Origin of the sequence: Stutzerimonas chloritidismutans (assembly GCF_038562055.1) — a bacterium.
Taxonomy (GTDB): domain Bacteria; phylum Pseudomonadota; class Gammaproteobacteria; order Pseudomonadales; family Pseudomonadaceae; genus Stutzerimonas; species Stutzerimonas chloritidismutans_A.
Map to the genome: position 1 here is coordinate 73,960 of NZ_JBCFXD010000004.1, position 16,560 is coordinate 90,519.

The 16,560-nt window shown below is 61.6% G+C and carries 15 protein-coding genes; 5 read left to right on the forward strand and 10 right to left on the reverse strand.

All coding sequences use genetic code 11. The annotated features are described in order from the left end of the window. Positions 1-166: 166 nt before the first annotated feature. Positions 167-2,803, reverse strand: a complete 2,637-nt coding sequence (gene ppc / locus AAGW23_RS08465) for a phosphoenolpyruvate carboxylase (protein WP_342406030.1) — start codon at positions 2,801-2,803, stop codon at positions 167-169. 200 nt (positions 2,804-3,003) lie between these two features. Here ppc and AAGW23_RS08470 point away from each other — a divergent pair, with 200 nt between their 5' ends. The 3 genes from AAGW23_RS08470 (at position 3,004) to AAGW23_RS08480 (ending at position 4,847) form a co-directional block, all read left to right on the forward strand. Further along, entirely contained in the window at positions 3,004-3,345 is a 342-nt protein-coding gene (locus AAGW23_RS08470; protein ID WP_200639065.1) for a pilin assembly protein, read from the forward strand. 251 nt (positions 3,346-3,596) lie between these two features. Further along, positions 3,597-3,998, forward strand: a complete 402-nt coding sequence (locus AAGW23_RS08475) for a DUF4398 domain-containing protein (protein ID WP_342406031.1) — start codon at positions 3,597-3,599, stop codon at positions 3,996-3,998. Positions 3,999-4,040: 42 nt separating this feature from the next. Beyond that, the gene (locus AAGW23_RS08480; protein ID WP_342406032.1) at positions 4,041-4,847 is read left to right on the forward strand and encodes an OmpA family protein; all 807 of its coding nucleotides are present in this window, start codon (positions 4,041-4,043) and stop codon (positions 4,845-4,847) included. An 82-nt stretch (positions 4,848-4,929) separates the two neighbouring features. Here the strand turns inward: AAGW23_RS08480 and AAGW23_RS08485 are convergent, their stop codons facing one another. Next, on the reverse strand, positions 4,930-5,268 hold the full coding sequence (locus AAGW23_RS08485; protein WP_342406033.1) for a hypothetical protein: 339 nt from the start codon (positions 5,266-5,268) through the stop codon (positions 4,930-4,932). A gap of 285 nt (positions 5,269-5,553) precedes the next feature. Between AAGW23_RS08485 and AAGW23_RS08490 the strand changes: the two genes are divergently transcribed. Further along, positions 5,554-7,122 carry a class I adenylate-forming enzyme family protein gene (locus tag AAGW23_RS08490; RefSeq protein WP_342406034.1) on the forward strand — a complete coding sequence of 523 codons (1,569 nt, stop codon included), beginning with the start codon at positions 5,554-5,556 and terminating at the stop codon, positions 7,120-7,122. Between the two features lie 89 nt (positions 7,123-7,211). Here the strand turns inward: AAGW23_RS08490 and AAGW23_RS08495 are convergent, their stop codons facing one another. Genes AAGW23_RS08495 through AAGW23_RS08530 form a run of 8 tightly spaced genes read right to left on the reverse strand, consistent with a single transcriptional unit; the run spans position 7,212 to position 15,085 of the window. Beyond that, a complete protein-coding gene (locus tag AAGW23_RS08495) occupies positions 7,212-8,141 on the reverse strand; it encodes a glyoxylate/hydroxypyruvate reductase A (protein WP_342406232.1) in 930 nt (309 codons plus the stop codon). Positions 8,142-8,192: 51 nt separating this feature from the next. Continuing rightward, entirely contained in the window at positions 8,193-8,939 is a 747-nt protein-coding gene (locus AAGW23_RS08500) for a class II aldolase/adducin family protein (protein ID WP_342406035.1), read from the reverse strand. Between the two features lie 59 nt (positions 8,940-8,998). Next, positions 8,999-10,681 carry a long-chain fatty acid--CoA ligase gene (locus AAGW23_RS08505; protein ID WP_342406036.1) on the reverse strand — a complete coding sequence of 561 codons (1,683 nt, stop codon included), beginning with the start codon at positions 10,679-10,681 and terminating at the stop codon, positions 8,999-9,001. Continuing rightward, positions 10,681-11,484, reverse strand: coding sequence for a 5'/3'-nucleotidase SurE (gene surE, locus AAGW23_RS08510; protein ID WP_342406037.1), 804 nt, complete (start codon positions 11,482-11,484; stop codon positions 10,681-10,683). The genes AAGW23_RS08505 and surE overlap by 1 nt, the downstream gene beginning before the upstream one ends. Next, complete coding sequence (locus AAGW23_RS08515; RefSeq protein ID WP_342406038.1) at positions 11,481-12,551, reverse strand: phosphotransferase; 1,071 nt, start codon at positions 12,549-12,551, stop codon at positions 11,481-11,483. The genes surE and AAGW23_RS08515 overlap by 4 nt, the downstream gene beginning before the upstream one ends. A gap of 10 nt (positions 12,552-12,561) precedes the next feature. Continuing rightward, positions 12,562-13,329, reverse strand: coding sequence for an SDR family oxidoreductase (locus AAGW23_RS08520; RefSeq protein WP_342406039.1), 768 nt, complete (start codon positions 13,327-13,329; stop codon positions 12,562-12,564). 33 nt (positions 13,330-13,362) lie between these two features. After that, positions 13,363-14,574 carry an acyl-CoA dehydrogenase family protein gene (locus AAGW23_RS08525; RefSeq protein ID WP_342406041.1) on the reverse strand — a complete coding sequence of 404 codons (1,212 nt, stop codon included), beginning with the start codon at positions 14,572-14,574 and terminating at the stop codon, positions 13,363-13,365. Further along, the gene (locus tag AAGW23_RS08530; protein ID WP_342406042.1) at positions 14,567-15,085 is read right to left on the reverse strand and encodes a PaaI family thioesterase; all 519 of its coding nucleotides are present in this window, start codon (positions 15,083-15,085) and stop codon (positions 14,567-14,569) included. Before AAGW23_RS08530 ends, AAGW23_RS08525 begins: the two co-directional genes overlap by 8 nt. Before the next feature lie 434 nt (positions 15,086-15,519). Here AAGW23_RS08530 and dctP point away from each other — a divergent pair, with 434 nt between their 5' ends. Beyond that, positions 15,520-16,554 (forward strand): TRAP transporter substrate-binding protein DctP, encoded by a 1,035-nt coding sequence (gene dctP, locus AAGW23_RS08535; RefSeq protein ID WP_342406043.1) that lies wholly within the window; start codon positions 15,520-15,522, stop codon positions 16,552-16,554. Positions 16,555-16,560: the final 6 nt, after the last annotated feature.

Consider the following 16,560-nt stretch of genomic DNA (forward strand, 5'->3'; position numbering starts at 1 on the left):
CCATGCGACAAAAGGTTGAACACGATACACAGCGCACAGAATGCAGACAAGCGGCGCCCGGGGCGCCGCAGCAAGCTGATCAAGACGGGCCTGATAGGACGAAAAAATGCCACAGACTGCTCATGAAAGCGTTTCCCAGACGCGACCTGAGCAGCCCCTGTGAGCGTCAGCCGGTGTTGCGCAATCCGGCTGCAATGCCTGCCACGCTGACCAGCAAGGCTTGCTCCAGAGGGCTTTCCGCCGGGCTTTGCTGTTGCCGTGAACGTGCCAGCAGTTCGGTCTGCATTAGATGCAACGGATCGAGATAGGTATTGCGCAGGCTGAACGCTTCAAGGCTGGTAGGGTTGTGCGCCAGCAGCACTGACTGCCCGGTCAACTCGAGCACCGCCGCAACCGCCTGCGACAATCTGTCACGCAGATCGCACCCTAACGGCAGCAGCTCTGCGCTGACCAGACGCGCATCGTAGCGTTCGGCGATCTCCGCGTCGGCTTTGGCCAGGACCATCTCAAGCATGTCGATGCGGGTGCTGAAAAACGGCCAGTGCTCGCGCATCGTCTTGAGCCGTTCACGTTCGCCTCGTTCTAACGCGCCGCGTAGGGCCTGCTCCCAGCCCAGCCAGGCGGGCAGCATCAGTCGCGTCTGGGTCCAGGCGAATATCCAGGGAATCGCGCGCAGGCTTTCGACACCGCCTTCGCGGCGCTTCGATGGGCGGCTGCCCAACGGCAGCCGTCCAAGCTCCTGTTCCGGCGTCGCCTGGCGGAAATATTCGACGAACTGCGGATGGTCGCGCACCACGCTGCGGTAGGTCGACACGCCGTCTGCCGCGAGCTTTTCCATGGTTTCACGCCAGTCCGGCTCAGGCATCGGCGGTGGTAGCAAGGTCGCTTCGAGCACAGCTGCCAGGTAAAGGCTGAGATTTTGCTCGGCGATATCCGGCAGGCCAAACTTGAAACGGATCATTTCCCCCTGCTCGGTGGTCCGGAATCGACCCGCCACCGATCCCGGGGGTTGGGAAAGAATGGCCGCGTGCGCCGGTCCGCCACCACGTCCAACCGTGCCGCCACGGCCATGGAATAGAAGCAGTTCGACCTGATGATCACGGCAGATCTCGACCAGGTTTTCCTGCGCACGGTACTGCGCCCAGGCCGCCGCGGTGGTGCCGGCATCCTTGGCAGAATCCGAATAGCCGATCATCACTTCCTGCGGGCCTTGCAGACGCTGCCGATAGCCGGGCAACCCGAGCAATTTGTCGATGGCCGGGCCGGCATTGTCGAGATCGGCCAGTGTCTCGAACAGCGGCACGACCCGCATCGGGCGTTGCAGCCCTGCCTCCTTGAGCAGCAGCTGTACGGCCAGCACATCCGAGGCACCCTTGGCCATGGAAATGACATAGGAGCCAAGCGAGGCGCCGGGAGCCTGCGCCACCACGCGGCAGGTATCAAGCACTTCGGCCGTTTCGGCCGAGGGTTGGAAGTTAGGCGGTAGCAACGGCCGGCGGTTATTCAATTCCGACTGCAGGAAATCCAGACGCTGCTGCTCATCCCACTGATCGTAATGGCCGATACCCAGGTAATCGGTAATTTCCGCCAGCGCGGCAACATGCCGGGACGAGTCCTGGCGGACATCCAGACGCACCAGAAATAGACCGAACGCAGCGGCCCGACGCAGGGTGTCGAGTAAGTCGCCGTCGGCAATCATGCCCATCCCGCAGGCGTGCAGCGAGTGGTAACAGAGCTCCAGCGGTTCGCATAGATCGCGGTTGTTCAGCAACATGTCTGCTGGTGCAGGCTGGTCATGCTCGAGCGCCACGCTGACCCAGTCGCGCGTGGCCTGCAGACGTTCGCGCAGGGTCTTGAGCAGGGCCCGGTAAGGCTCGGCCGACTGCCCGCTGCGTTTTAGCAGTTCATCGCTGGCGGTTTGCATCGACAGCGCCGTGATCAAACCGTCGATATCTCGCAGGAACAGGTCTGAAGCAACCCCGCGCGCCAGCAGCAGGACTTCTCGGGTGACCTTCGCCGTCACATTGGGGTTGCCGTCACGGTCGCCGCCCATCCAGGATGCAAAACGGATCGGCGCGACGTCCAGCGGCAGATGCAGGCTGGTGCTGCGTTTGAGCGCCTGATCGGTCTGTCGCAGAACGTTCGGAAGCGCTTGCCACAACGAATTCTCGATCACGGCAAACCCCCACTTCGCCTCCTCTACTGGCGTTGGCCGGCTGCGACGAATCTCTTCGGTATGCCAGGCCTCGGCCACAAGCCGCTGCAGACGCAGCTCGATCTTGGCCAGTTCGCCCGGGCCAAGGTCAGTGTGATCCCGCGCCGCCAGCTGCGCGGCAATGGCGTCGTATTTCTGGATCAAGGTGCGCCGTGAGACTTCGGTCGGGTGTGCGGTCAGCACCAGCTCGATATCGAGCCGGCCAACCTGACGTGCCAGGAACTCCTGGCCGAATCCTTCGCCTTTAAGGCGTTCGAGCAGGCCATCCAATGCGCCGGCTTCGGACGGGGCCGGCTCGTCGGGGCGCCGCCTGCGCACCTGGTGATATTGCTCAGCAATATTGGCCAGGTTGAGAAACTGACTGAAGGCGCGGGTCATCGGCAGCATCTCGTCATCGCCCAACCCGTCGAGCGTTTCCTGCAGCAGCCGCGCACCGTCAGCCGAGCCACGGCGCGCGCCCTTGGCGCCCTTGCGGATACGCTCGATCTTGTCGAAGAAGGCATCGCCGTGTTGCTCGCGAATTGCATTGCCTAGCAGCTCGCCGAGCAGATGAACGTTTTCGCGCAAACGCGCGTCAATCTTCGCCATGTTCGCCTCTCTTTTACAGGCCGCCGCATCGGAAGTTCGTAACTGAATGCCCGCGATGCTGAACGGCTACGCTGTAGGAACCGTCCAAACAGAGTGCACAGCGTCTACGACTAAGACAAGGCATAGCAGAGCAAGCCTGTCGATGCTGGGTCGTAATACCCGCCAATATTGCTCGCGAGGCGAGCTAAGGATGGAGCTAGATGAAGATTTCAGAATTGGTCCGTGAATGGGAAAGCAGTGCCAAGGGCCGCATGAGCGCCGCCCAGTACACCATCCCATTGGATGTCGAAAGCGCGGCAAGGCTGGCTGCTCTGGGCGAAATGTATCCGAAGCGCAGCACCGAAGAGCTGCTGGGCGAACTGGTCGGCGCAGCCCTCGAAGGGATCGAGACCAGCCTTCCCTACGAGCAGGGTTCCAAGGTGATTTCGACGGACGAGCAAGGCGACCCGATCTACGAAGACATCGGACCAACGCCGCGATTCCTGGCGCTCTCGCGCAAGCATCTCGAGCGTTTACTTGCCGAACGGGCTGAGAAATCCTGATCGAATCCGAACGCTGAAAACAGCCGTCCATGCGTACGAGGTAGCCCGTGCGCGCCACCTCGTGCCTTGTCCAATGGCTCTAGATCGCCGTCCTCTCGTCGTTTCGTTTGTTTTTCACTGGAACGATTACAGCCAGCCGGCCTCACAAAAACATGCCCGTTCTGATCGCAGGCCCTGTTTAACGACATAAAGGCGCAGCGTGACGGGCACTGTTTTCGATATCCCATCCGATATCCCAATGGAGACTGGCCATGAAAATGAACACCGTCAAAAGCCCGCTATCGCGATTCCAGCTACCCAAGCTGGCAGCCGTTGCACTTGGGGGCCTGTTGCTGGTTGGTTGTGCCGGCAATCCCCCGAACGAGCAGTTCGCTGTAACCGAATCGGCCGTACGTAGCGCCGTCAGCGCGGGGGCTACCCAGTACGCACCCGTGGACATGCGTGCCGCTCAGGAGAAGTGGAAGCAAGCTGAGCTCGCCATGCAGAAGGAAAACTATGACGAAGCCCGTCGACTTGCTCAGCAGGCCGAGTGGGACGCCAGGGTTGCAGAACGCAAAGCGCAAGCGGCCAAGGCCCAGAAAGCCGTTGAGGACGCCCAGAAGGGGATTCAGGAGCTGCGCGAAGAAAGTATGCGCGGCCTTCAACAGCAGTAACCCTTTCCCTTCCGCACTCCGTTTAGCAGAGGATGAATCGTCATGCATAAGCTAGTAGCCATCCCCACAGCGATCGCCATGAGCATCGGCCTTGCTGCCTGCTCGTCGCAGCCGAACCAGAACTTGGAAACGGCACGCAGCGAGTTCGCATCACTGCAGAGCAATCCGCTGTCACAGAAATACGCCGCGCTGGAAACCCAGGACGCCTCCAAGCAACTCGACGAAGCCAATAAGGCCTATCTGAGCGACGCGGATGAAGAGCGCGTCGACCAGCTTGCCTATCTGGCCAACCGTCGGATTGACTTGGCCGAGCAGACCATCGAATTGCGCAAGGCTGAGCAAGAGATCGAGCAGGCCTCAACCAAGCGGGCGCAGGCGCGGCTGGAATCTCGTGAGGCGATGCTCAAGCGTCAGCAAGATGAGATCCGCCAGCTGCAGCAAGATTTGCAGGCCAAGCAGACCGAACGCGGAACGCTGGTGACCTTCGGCGACGTGTTGTTCGATCTGAACAAGGCTGAGCTCAAGGCAGCTGGCATGCGCGACGTGCAGAAACTGGCGGAGTTTCTGAATGAAAATCCGGAGCGCAAGGTCATGGTCGAAGGCTATACCGATAGCACAGGCTCCGACTCGTATAACCAGCAGCTGTCTGAGCGTCGAGCAGAATCGGTGCGCCGTGCCCTCGTCCGTTCCGGTGTGGAAATCGATCGAATCCAGACTGTTGGCTACGGTGAAGCGTATCCGGTCGCAAGCAACGACTCTCCAGCCAGCCGGGCGAGGAACCGTCGCGTCGAAGTGACGATTTCCAACGATAACCAGCGTGTAGCACCGCGTTCTTCGATGCAGCAATAACCGCTCGAAAACGCGTCAGCAGTACCGAAGCCCGCCTTACGGCGGGCTTCTTGGTTTCATCTATTGAACGAACGGTGCAACGCTACGGCTTGGCTGCAGGGGCGCGCTCGGTCGGCACCTGCTGACCCATGCAGCGGATCGCGCGCTTGCGGTTATCCACCAGCACGCCGGTCAGGCCTTTCTGCTCTGTATCGAATAGCACCAACACACCGTCGATGCACTCTGCGACCTGGGGGGCGGGCTTGAGCGAGACCCGATAGTCTTCACCGGGAATGGTCTTGAGCATCGTGTAGTCGGCCAGCAACAAGGCGTCCTCCGGCTTGGCGATGTGCACGTAACCATAATAGGACAGCACCGCAACGGTGCCGATGACGCTGCCGATGGCGGTGAGAATCAGCGGAATGGGGTTGCGTTCGGACATGACGGGTTCGCCTGATCAAAGGGCCGCTATTGTCGCAAAAATAAAGGCTTGAGCGCGAAACTCGCTCGCTGCCACGCCACCCTTAGTCGCCGTAAATGGGCGACCGCCAGCGCTGGCTTGCAGTGAAAGTGCCAGCAAACTTGCTTGGCAGTAATCGTCCGCCATTGCCAAGACGAATAGCGCTTCCCGCACACACGCTAACCACCGAAGGTTGTTCGACTGCTGCGCTGCCATGCTTGCTGTTGCACGCAAGCGTCCACCTGCTTTCGATAGAACGAGCCCGACATGGACCTATCCGCCAGCCTCGATGCCCCAGACCTGAACCAAGCCTTTGCTGCGGTCCCAGACCTGATCGCCTATTGGGCCAAGCATCGGCCCGACCATCCGGCGCTGCATCAGGATGGGCGCCACCTGAGTTATGCCGAACTCGACACCTTGATGAGTAGCGTGACCGCCGCGCTGCAGCGTGACGGTATGCAGCCTGGCGATTCGCTGGCGATCTGCGCCTACAACTCGATTGAATACGCCGTCGTGTTGCTCGGGGCGTTGCGCGCTGGCGTAGCCGTAGCACCGCTGGCGCCTTCGGCCAGTGCCGAAAGCCTGCTGACCATGCTGGCAGACGCCGCGCCCCACCTTCTGTTCATTGACGCCCATGCGGCACAGCACCTGGAGTCGGTGGAGGCACGCTTGCCCTGCCCAACTCTGCGCTTGGATCAGACGGCGGAGAATGGACTGTCCAACTGGCTGAGCGATGCCGCCCCGGAGCCTGTTGCGATCCAGCCGGAATGGGCGTTCAACATCATCTATTCGTCCGGCACCACGGGCGAGCCCAAGGGCATCGTGCAATCGCACGCCATGCGTTGGGCCCATGTGCGCCGCAGTGCAGCCTACGGATATGGCGATCAGGCCACCACACTCATCTCCACGCCGCTCTACTCCAACACCACACTGGTGGCGTTTCTCCCAACCCTAGCCCTGGGCAGCACGGTGGTGCTGATGAGCAAATTCGACGCTGGCGAATACCTGCGTCTCGCCCAGCGGCACGCGGTGACCCATACGATGCTGGTGCCGGTGCAGTACCAGCGGCTCATGGCGCGCGAGGACTTCGAGCAATACGATCTCAGCCACTTCCGCTACAAGATGTGCACCAGCGCGCCGTTCGGTGCCGCACTGAAAGCCGAAGTCCTGGCGCGCTGGCCCGGCGGGCTGATCGACACCTACGGCATGTCCGAAGGCGGCGGCACCTGCATTCTGGCTGCGCACGAGTACCCGGATAAATTGCACACGGTCGGCCGTCCGGCCGAGGGGCATGACATTCGGGTGATTGACGATGAAGGCCACGAGTTGCCTGTCGGCTCGATTGGAGAAATCGTCGGACATTCCCCCGCCATGATGACCGGCTACCTGAACAAACCCGAGAAAACGGCCGAAGCCGAATGGTTCGACCCCAGCGGTAAACGATTCATCCGTACCGGCGACATTGGTCGCTTCGATGCGGACGGCTTCCTGACGCTGGTCGACCGGAAAAAAGACATGATCATTTCCGGCGGCTTCAATCTCTACCCAAGTGATCTCGAGGCGATTCTGCGTGAGCACCCAGCAATCGACGATGTCGCCGTGGTCGGCGTGCCCTCGACGCGCTGGGGTGAAACGCCGGTCGCCTTCGTGGTGCTCGCCGAGGGCCAGATGGTCGCCTCCGAGGCGCTGCTGGACGGGTTCAACAGCCGCGTGGGCAAGACGCAACGCCTGGCGCAACTGGTGCTGACGGACGAGCTGCCGCGCAGTGCCATCGGCAAAGTGCTCAAGCGTGAACTACGCGATCAATACCAGGCTGAGCACGGCGCAGCTGACTGAAGAGAACCAGCCAGCGCCCCCGGGCGCTGCCGCTGCGGCCCGGGCCGTGATTCGACCGCAGCGGCCGGCCGCAACGTGCCTGGCGCGGATCAATAACCGCGCTGGATATCAATCACGCCGCTGATGGAACGGCCGTCTTCCAGTGCGAGGATCTTCTCGGCGATCTGAACGATGGTCGCCTCGCGCAGCGTTCGCGCCGAGACATGCGGGGTGAGCGTCACCTGCGGCATCTGCCAGAACGGATGCGAAGACGGCAGCGGTTCCTCACGGAACACGTCCAGCACAGCGCGAGTGACCTTGCCCTCTTCGATTGCACGGCAGAGATCCTCATCGACCAGATGCTCGCCGCGGCCCACGTTTACGACTACCGCGTCAGGCCGCAGCCGTGACAGCAGCGAGTAGTCGATCAGATCGCGGGTGCTGTCGGTCAAGGGCAGCGTATTGACCAGCACGCGGGTTTCACCGAGAAAATCATTCAGTGCTGACTCGCCAGCAAAGCTGTGCACCCCGTCGAGGCGGTGCTCGGAGCGCGACCATCCCATCACCGGGTATTCCAACATCGCTAATGCTTTGGCGACACGCTGGCCGATATGCCCAAGCCCAAGCACGCCAACCGGCCACTCGCTGCGTTCGATGGGACGCCGCAGCTTCCATTGACCGGCCGCCTGCTGTTCACGATAGGCGTCCATGTCGCGGCTGATACCGATCACGTGATAGGCCACGTATTCGGCCATTTGTACCGCCATGCCCGCGTCTTCCAAGCGAACAATTGGAATGTCGCGTGGCAGGTTCGGCATGCGTACCAGCGCATCCACGCCGGCGCCGAGGTTGAACACGGCCTTCAGCTGCGGCTCTTTATCGAACAGCGCAGCGGGTGGATGCCAGACGATCGCGTAATCCGCACCGCAACCCGGATTGCCCGGCTGCCAGACCTGGACATCGGCGTCAGGCAACTGCTGCTGGATCAGGCGGGTCCAGCGTTCGGGTTTGGGATCGGCGGCGACAAAGAGGATTTTCATGCTCACTCAGCTTTATTCCTTGGAAGGCATCCGGAACGCGCTAGCGTAGCGCTATATCGCATACACATGCCCATTGGCTTCCAGCAGACGCAACAATGCGGGCCAGGTCAGCTTGGCAGCGCTGCCCAGCTCGGCCGATTGCTGGCGAGTCGTCTCGATGGCAGCCGCTGAAGGCATATGGGTCGGGCCACAGGCCTGTGCGCGAACCTGGATCTCGCAGGCCTTCATTAGGAAATACAGGTAGGTGAAGGCTTCGGCGACCGTGCCGCCCGCCGTCAGCACGCCATGGTTGCGCAGCATCATCATGCGCTTGTCGCCGAGGTCGCGGATGAGTCGCTCACGTTCGCTCAGGTCCAGCGCCACGCCTTCGTATTCGTGATAGCAGAGGTGATCGAGACAGAGCATCGCCGTCTGGCTCAGGGGCAGCAGCCCATCGCGATGCGCCGACACCGCCACGCCGTCGGGCGCGTGCAGGTGCATCACCGCACCGGCATCCTCACGCCCCATGTGCACGGCACTGTGAATGGTGAAACCGGCCGGATTCACGCGGTGCAGACTGCCGCTCTGGACGATCTGCCCTTCCTGATCGACCTTGACCAGCGACGAGGCGGTGATTTCCTGGAACAACAGCCCGTAGGGGTTGATCAGGAAATGGTGTTCAGGCCCCGGCACCCGTGCAGAGAGGTGGGTAAAAACCAGATCATCCCAGCCGAAGTGCGCCACCAGTCGATAGGCGGCCGCCAGGTCCTTGCGCACCTGCCATTCAGCTTCCCGGTTCGTAGCGGTTGAATCGTGCATCGCATCTGCTCCGTTGGTTTGGGCGGCGCCAGCCGGCGCGGGGAATTGCTTTTCGCCCGTCAGGCCTGTTCGGCACTGACGGCGTGTTTGCGGTTTTCTTCTTCCTGCAGCGCACGCCACATCAGCTTGCCCGTTGAGGAACGTGGCAACGAGGTGACGAACTCCACGTACACAGGCGCCTTGTAGGCGGCCATCTCAGCCTTGCACCAGTCGATGATGTCCTGCTCGCTGACCTGCCCGGCCTCACCGTCACGCAGCACCACGCACGCCTTTACGGTCTCGCCACGCTTGGGATCGGGCCGCGAGATGACGCAGCACTCCTGAATCGCCGGGTGGCGGTACATCAGGCTTTCCACCTCCGACGGCCAGACCTTGAATCCGGAGGCATTGATCATCCGTTTGACCCGGTCGACCAGGAAGAAATAGCCCTCTTCATCGTAGTAGCCCATATCACCTGTGCGGAAAAACCTATGCCCGTCCAGTTCGATGAACGCGCGCTCGGTCTCTTCCGGACGATTCCAGTACCCCTGGAACAGCTGCGGCCCACGGCTGACGATCTCGCCCACCTCATCCGGGCCAAGCTCCTGCCCGGTGTTCAGGTCGATGACGCGGCTGTCGACGTCGAAGACCGGAATCCCGAGGCACTGCGCCTTGGGTCGCGGTACCGGGTTAATGTGGGTGGCGGCAATGGTCTCGGAAAGCCCATAGCCTTCGATGTAACGCAGGCCGGTAAGCCGATGCAGCTTTTCCTCCACCGCTTTGGGCATCGCCGCGCCACCGCCGCCAACGCTGACCAGGCTGGACAGGTCGTAGCGTTCCAGATCCGGATCGGAGAGAAAGTCGATGGCCATGGTGGCGATATTGACCCAACCGGTGACCTTGTGCCGCTCGATCAGCTGCGCAGCAACCTTGCGGTCCCAGCGGGTCATGATCACGGCGGTGCCGCCGTTGTAGATCGGCCCGCTCATGGCGCCCTGCATGCCGGTCACATGGAAATACGGCAGCGTCGCGAGGATTACCGATTCGCTGGTGCTGTTGGTCCAGACCACACGATGAATGATGGTCGCCATCGCCGAACGGTGGGTGTGCATGCAGCCCTTGGGCGCGCCGGTGGTGCCGGAGCTGTAGGGGAACACGCAAAGGTCGTCCGGGCCGGCCGTGTGCGGGCCGGGTCTGTAGCCTGCATTGAGGGCCTCACGCCAGCCGATGCCTCCCGTGAAACTCGGGGTGACCGCCGCAGCCTGCACTTCAGCCGGCAGCGCCAGGTCGGTGGGCGCTCGCACGTAATCCGAATACACGGCGACCACGACATGGCGTAGGTTCGCCGTTCCCACGAGCGGGGCAATGAACCCGGTCAGCTCCTGCCCACAGAGGCACACGGCGGCGCCGGTGTCGTGCAGATAGTGCTCGAGCTCGGCGCTGTGGTTCATCGGGTTGACCGGGATCACCACCGCATCGGCACGCAGAATCGCGTAATAGGCGACGGTGAATTGCGGGGAGTTCTGCATGTAGAGCAGCACCCGATCGCCTTTTGCCACGCCCAGATGCTGAAGGTAACCGGCCAACGCCTCCACCTCTCGCAGCAGCTTGGTGTAGGTGATCAGGCTGTCGTAATAGACGATGGCGGGCTTGTCCGGAAAACGTCGCGCCGAAATCTCGAGATTGGTGAACAGGCTGGTTTCCGGCACGCTCAAATGCTTGGGCAGATCGTCAGGCCAGACCGCATGATGACGAGTGAACATTACAGAACTCCTGAATCACAATTGATGGCCAGATCGGCCACAGCCCATTCTTCGCCCCACTCGAGCCACGCACGGGTATCGCGCAGCGGGGTAATGGCGATGCGCTTCTCGCGTAACGCTGCGACGTCGAGTTCAGGGTCTGTGAGGTGAGCCGATGAGTGCTCGAAGCCAAGCCACCAATACGGCAGCCCGCGCCCGTCATGACCGGCCTGCAACCGCGGCCGAGTGATTGAGCCCTGTGATTGGCGGGTCATTCGCAGATGGCTTACCAGGTCAGCCGAGCACGCCGGGAAATTCACATTCCAGCAACAGCCGTTCTCTTCGCGACGAGCCCACAGCGCACGGATAGTGGCAGCGGCGTAGCGCTCGACGCCCGACCAGTCGATGGCGGTGCGATCAAGGAAGGCCTGGCTCAGTCCGATCGCCGGAACGCCCAGCAGATCAGCACTGAGCACCGCGCCGAGGGTGCCGGAATAAGGCACCGAATCGCCGATGTTCGCCCCGCTGTTGACGCCGGATAGCACCAGATCGGGCGGCGCATCCTGCAGCCATTCGGCCATGGCAAACATCACGCAGTCTGACGGCGTGCCAGACACAGCGAAGCGCCGCTCGCCATGGTGATAGACCCGTAACGGCGCGTGGACCGAGATGCCCTGACCGGTACCACTCTGGTCGTGCTCGGGTGCCACCACCCAGACCTCTTCCGCCAGCTGCGCAGCAATTCGCTCCAGCAGTGCCAAGCCCGGCGCGGCGATACCGTCGTCATTCGTCAGAAGAACGCGCCGTAATAATGCTTTGCTCATGCCACCACCCCGCTGTTGCCACGCTGGGCGATCCGCCAGCCCGCCTCAGCCAGGAGACCGGCGCGCTGGCCAACCTGCAACGCATCGGCATTGCTCGCATTGCCCTGCAGGGCTCGCGCATACACGCCCTGCAGAATCGCGGCAAGCCGGAACAGTGAAAACGCCACGAACACATGCCAATCGTCGATACCGTCACGCCCGCTCTTCAGGCAATAGCGTTGCAGCACCTCGTGCTCGGACGGAATGCCCTGCGCCCGCAGGTCGATGCCGACCAGACCACGCAGGCCGTCGACGCCAGCCGGCAGGTGATACGGCAGGCAGAAGTAGGCGAGATCCGCCAGCGGATGGCCGAGGGTGGACAGCTCCCAATCCAGAATTGCCACGACCTTCGCCTCGCCCGGGGCGAAGATCAGATTGCCAAGGCGGTAGTCACCATGGGCAATGGCGCATTCGTCGCGCTGCGGGACCTGCTCCGGCAGCCATTGCATCAGATTTTCCATCGCCGGCATGTCGCCGGTCCGTGACGCCTGATACTGGCCGGACCAGCGTTTCACCTGACGGGCGAAATAGCCCTGGGCCTTGCCGTAATCGCTCAACCCCGCGGCCTCGACGTCGACCTGATGCAGCGCAGCCAGCGTATCGATAGCCGCCAGGTGGATCGGTTTGCGTTCGGCGGCCGGCATTTCGTCCAACGCCGGATGGCTGAAAATTCGTCCTTCGACATGGTCCATCAGATAGAACGCCGTGCCGATTATGCTTTCGTCTTCGCACAGCAGGTACACCGAGGGCACCGGCACGCTGCTGTGTTCGGCCAACGCACGGATTACCTTGTATTCGCGTTCGACCATATGCGCCGAGGGCAGCACTTTGCCCGGCGGCTTCTTGCGCAGCACGTAACGGCGCCCGGCGCTTTCCAGAAGGTAGGTGGGGTTGGACTGGCCGCCCTGGAACTGCCGAACCTTTAGCTCGGGGCCCAATTCGGGGAGCTGCTGCCGAAGGTATTGAGCCAGCGCCGCCTCATCAAAACGATGCGCCGGCAGAACGTCGATCAACTCGGGTTCATTCATCGACGAGTCCTCAGCATGCAGTTTCGCCACCATCGGCGACGATCACCTGCCCGGTGATGTAGGCACTGGCGGGCACCGCCAGGAAAACCGCGAGACCGGCGATATCCACCGGCTCCCCGATACGGCGCAGCGGCGTGTTTTCGGCGGCGTGGCGGACCCGCTCCGGATCATCGAGCAACGCCTTGGCGAAGTCGGTACGCACCAACCCCGGCGCGATGGCGTTGACGCGGATGCCCTTCGGCCCCCACTCCGCCGCGAGATTGCGCGCCAGAGCCGCTTCGGCAGCCTTGGACACACCATAGGTGCCAATCACCGTGTTGCCACGCAACCCAGCGATGCTGGAAAGCATGATCACCGCCCCTTCGCCGCGCTCGGCCATTTGCGGCAGCACCATGTTGGACAGCCAGAAAGTGCCCTTGACGTTGGTGTCCATGATCTTGTCCCAGGCGTCGTCGGTCAGCTCGCTGGTGGGTCCGTAAACCGGGTTGGTGGCCGCATTGCAGACCAACACATCAATGCGCCCCCAGGTCTGCATGGTGGTGTCCACCAGCCGTTGCAGGTCTTCCTTGCGACCGACATGGCACGGCACGGCGATGGCCTCGAAGCCAGCCGCGTTCAGCTCGTCAGCCACCGCTTCGCAGGCGTCGGCCTTGCGGCTGGAAATCACCACCCGCGCGCCGCAACGAGCCATTTCTTCAGCGATGGAGCGACCGATCCCGCGGGTAGAACCCGTGATCAGCGCCACTTTTCCAGACAGGTCGAATAATGGATTGGTCATCGGACGGCATCCTTCTTGTTGTTTTGGTGGGGCTCAGCGCTTGCTGGCGTAGTTCTTCAGTTCCAGCTTGGCGATGGTGTCCAGGTGCACCTCGTCCGGGCCATCGGCCAGCCGCAGGGTCCGCTGGTGCGCCCAGGCCGCCGCGAGGAAGCTGTCCTGGCTGACACCCTTGGCGCCATGAACCTGAATCGCGCGGTCCAGCACCCGCAGCGCCATGCTTGGTGCAGCGGCCTTGATCATCGCGATCTCCTGACGTGCCACCTTGTTGCCAACGGTGTCCATCATGCGTGCAGCCTTCAGCGTCAGCAGACGGGTTTGCTCGATCTCGATACGCGATCGGGCGATGTCCTTGCGTATCGAATCGTAGTCAGCCAGCGGCTTGCCAAACGCGACACGCGAATGCACCCGCTCACACATGGCCTGCAAGGCCCGCTCGGCCACGCCGATGGTCCGCATGCAATGGTGGATGCGGCCTGGACCGAGCCGCCCCTGGGCTATTTCGAAGCCGCGACCTTCACCGAGCAGCATGTTGCTGGCCGGCACACGGACATTGTTGTAATGAATTTCGGCATGGCCATGAGGCGCATGGTCGTAACCAAAGACGTTCAGCGCGCGGACGATCTCGACGCCAGGGGTGTCCAGCGGCACGAGTATCATCGACTGTTGCCGATGCCGCTCGGCCGACGGATCGGTCTTGCCCATGACGATGGCGATCTTGCAGGTGGTGGTCATTGCGCCCGACGACCACCACTTCTGCCCGTTGATCACATACTCGTCGCCTTCGCGACGGATCTCGCACGCAATGTTGGTCGCGTCGGATGACGCCACCTCGGGTTCGGTCATGGAGAAGCAGGAGCGAATCTCGCCGTTGAGCAGCGGCTTGAGCCACTGTTCCTGCTGCTCTGGCGTGCCGTAGCGCGCCAGCACTTCCATGTTGCCGGTATCCGGCGCCGAGCAGTTGAACACTTCGGCGGCGACATGGGAGCGACCCATGATTTCGCAGAGGTGCGCGTACTCGAAATTGGTCAGTCCGGCGCCATGTTCGCTTTCCGGCAGGAACAGATTCCACAAGCCTTGCGCTCGGGCCTTGAGCTTCAATTCCTCGAGGATCGGCGGTGGTGCCCAGCGGTTGCTGGCGGTGGCGACCTGCTCGTGAAAGACGTGTTCGTTCGGGTAGATATGTTCATCCATGAACGCCGTGAGTTGCTGCTGGAGTTCCAGCGCCTTGCCGGTCAGTTCATACATCGCCGTCTTCCTTCTTGTTGTTGGGCACGAGGAAATCCATAGGCACGCCTTGCGCCTGCTCGCTGCCAGAGCGTAGCCGGAAGGTCGCCTCGCCAATCGCCAACAAGCGATCGTCTGCGTCGCGCACCTCACCCGAGCTGTTGAAAATGCGTGTTCCACCGGCGCGTCGCCGACCAATGGCGCGTACCACACCACCCGCGCATTGGCCGGTAAAGGTGGTGTTGAGCACCAGGGTGATGGCCTTGCGAACACGTCCCGGATAAGGGCAATAGGTGCCAGCCTCCGCGAGCACCACGTCCAACAGCGACGTGATCACGCCGCCATGAAGCACGCCGGCCATATTCAGATGACAGGCCTGCACATCGAGCTCGATCACGGCTTCGTCTTCGGTCCAGGACACCTGACGATAGCCAAGCACCTGATGAAAGCCAGGCAGGTCGCTGCCTCCATTGATGGGCAAATGGTTGGTCCGGCTGTCATCGACCGGCAGCTCCGTTTCCTGCCCGTTCATCGTGTCACTACCGCATAGCCACCGGCAGCTGCAGAACCGGAGCGTGGACCTTGCGTCTGGATGTCTCTTGCGTCGAGGCGCATGACGAGTCCTCTCGATTGTTTTTGTGGGGAGTCCTCTTCTTTTGAAGCTGGCATGCAGGAAACGCTGAGTCAATTCGGAATCCAGTTCCATCAGGCAGAATTATGATGTCCCACAAACAGAACCGTCTAAGCTCAACCTTTGCTGGACAGACCGCGATCAATCAGTCGCTGCACACCGGACCTGTTATCGAGAAAGGCAGCGATAGCCTTCTGCTAGCGCTTGAAAAAGCGCCGCGCTATGTTAGCTTTCGATCAGCTTTGCAAAAGCCAGTTCTGCTGTGCGAAACAAGCATGCGACGCACGTGATACAAAGATGGCCTCAGCCAGACAATTACAACAAGAGGACGCGTTATGAAATCCATGCTCAAAAAGCTACTCGTTCCCGCCGGTTTGTTAGCGATGGCGGTCTCTGCCATGGCTCCGCAGATGGCTGCCGCACAGGACGTCACCAAATGGCGCGTGCAATCGCATTGGCCGAGCGCCAGCAGCTCCTACCAAGACAGCCTTGTCAGACTCAAGAATGAAATCGAGCGGCGCACCGACGGGCGTCTGCAGTTGCAGTTGTTCGAATCCGGCGCGCTGTTCAAACCCCAGGAAACCTTCAATGCCGTCAGCCGCGGCATCGTCCAGATGGGCACCATCTCTCCCGGCTACGCGCAGGACAAGATGACCCTCGCCGGGATCGCCTCCGGCCTGCCCTTCGCCTTCCAGAATGTCTGGGAGGCCGCGTACTTCCATAAACAGATGGGCTTCGAAGACATGCTCCGTGAGGAAGCCGCGCAACACGGCGTCTATTGGTCGACCGATAAGGTCTACCCAACCGAGATGGTGGTGAAGAAGCCAATCAACAGCTGGGAAGACTTCACCAAGCTGAAGATCCGCTCATCCGGTGCGCTGCAGAAGTTTCTCGACGAGGCTGGCGCTTCGACCACCTATCTGCCTGGCGGTGAACTCTACCCGGCGCTCGATACGGGCGTGGTTGATGGTGCCCATTGGGGTGCGGTCCAGGGCGCTGCAAGCATGAGCTTCTACGAAGTGGCAAAGAATCATGTGCGACCCGCACTGAACATCGCCGGCACCGATGTGATCATCATCAGCCAGAAAGCGCTGGACAAGCTTTCCGAGCGCGACCAGGAAATCGTCAAGCAGATTCTCGATGAGCAGTTCTGGTATCGCACCAACGAGTACCTGTACCAGGAACAGATCGCCTTGCAGAAGGCCATCAAGGAGCAGGGCGTAACGGTCAACGTACTGCCGGATGACGTCCAGGCGCGGCTTCGTGAAGTCGCGAAAAAGACCTGGGAAGAAGAAGGCAAGCGTAGCGACAAGTCGGCTGAAGCCTTGCAAAAGCTAAAGACCTTCCTCAGTGACCTCGGTTACCAGTAACCCCCT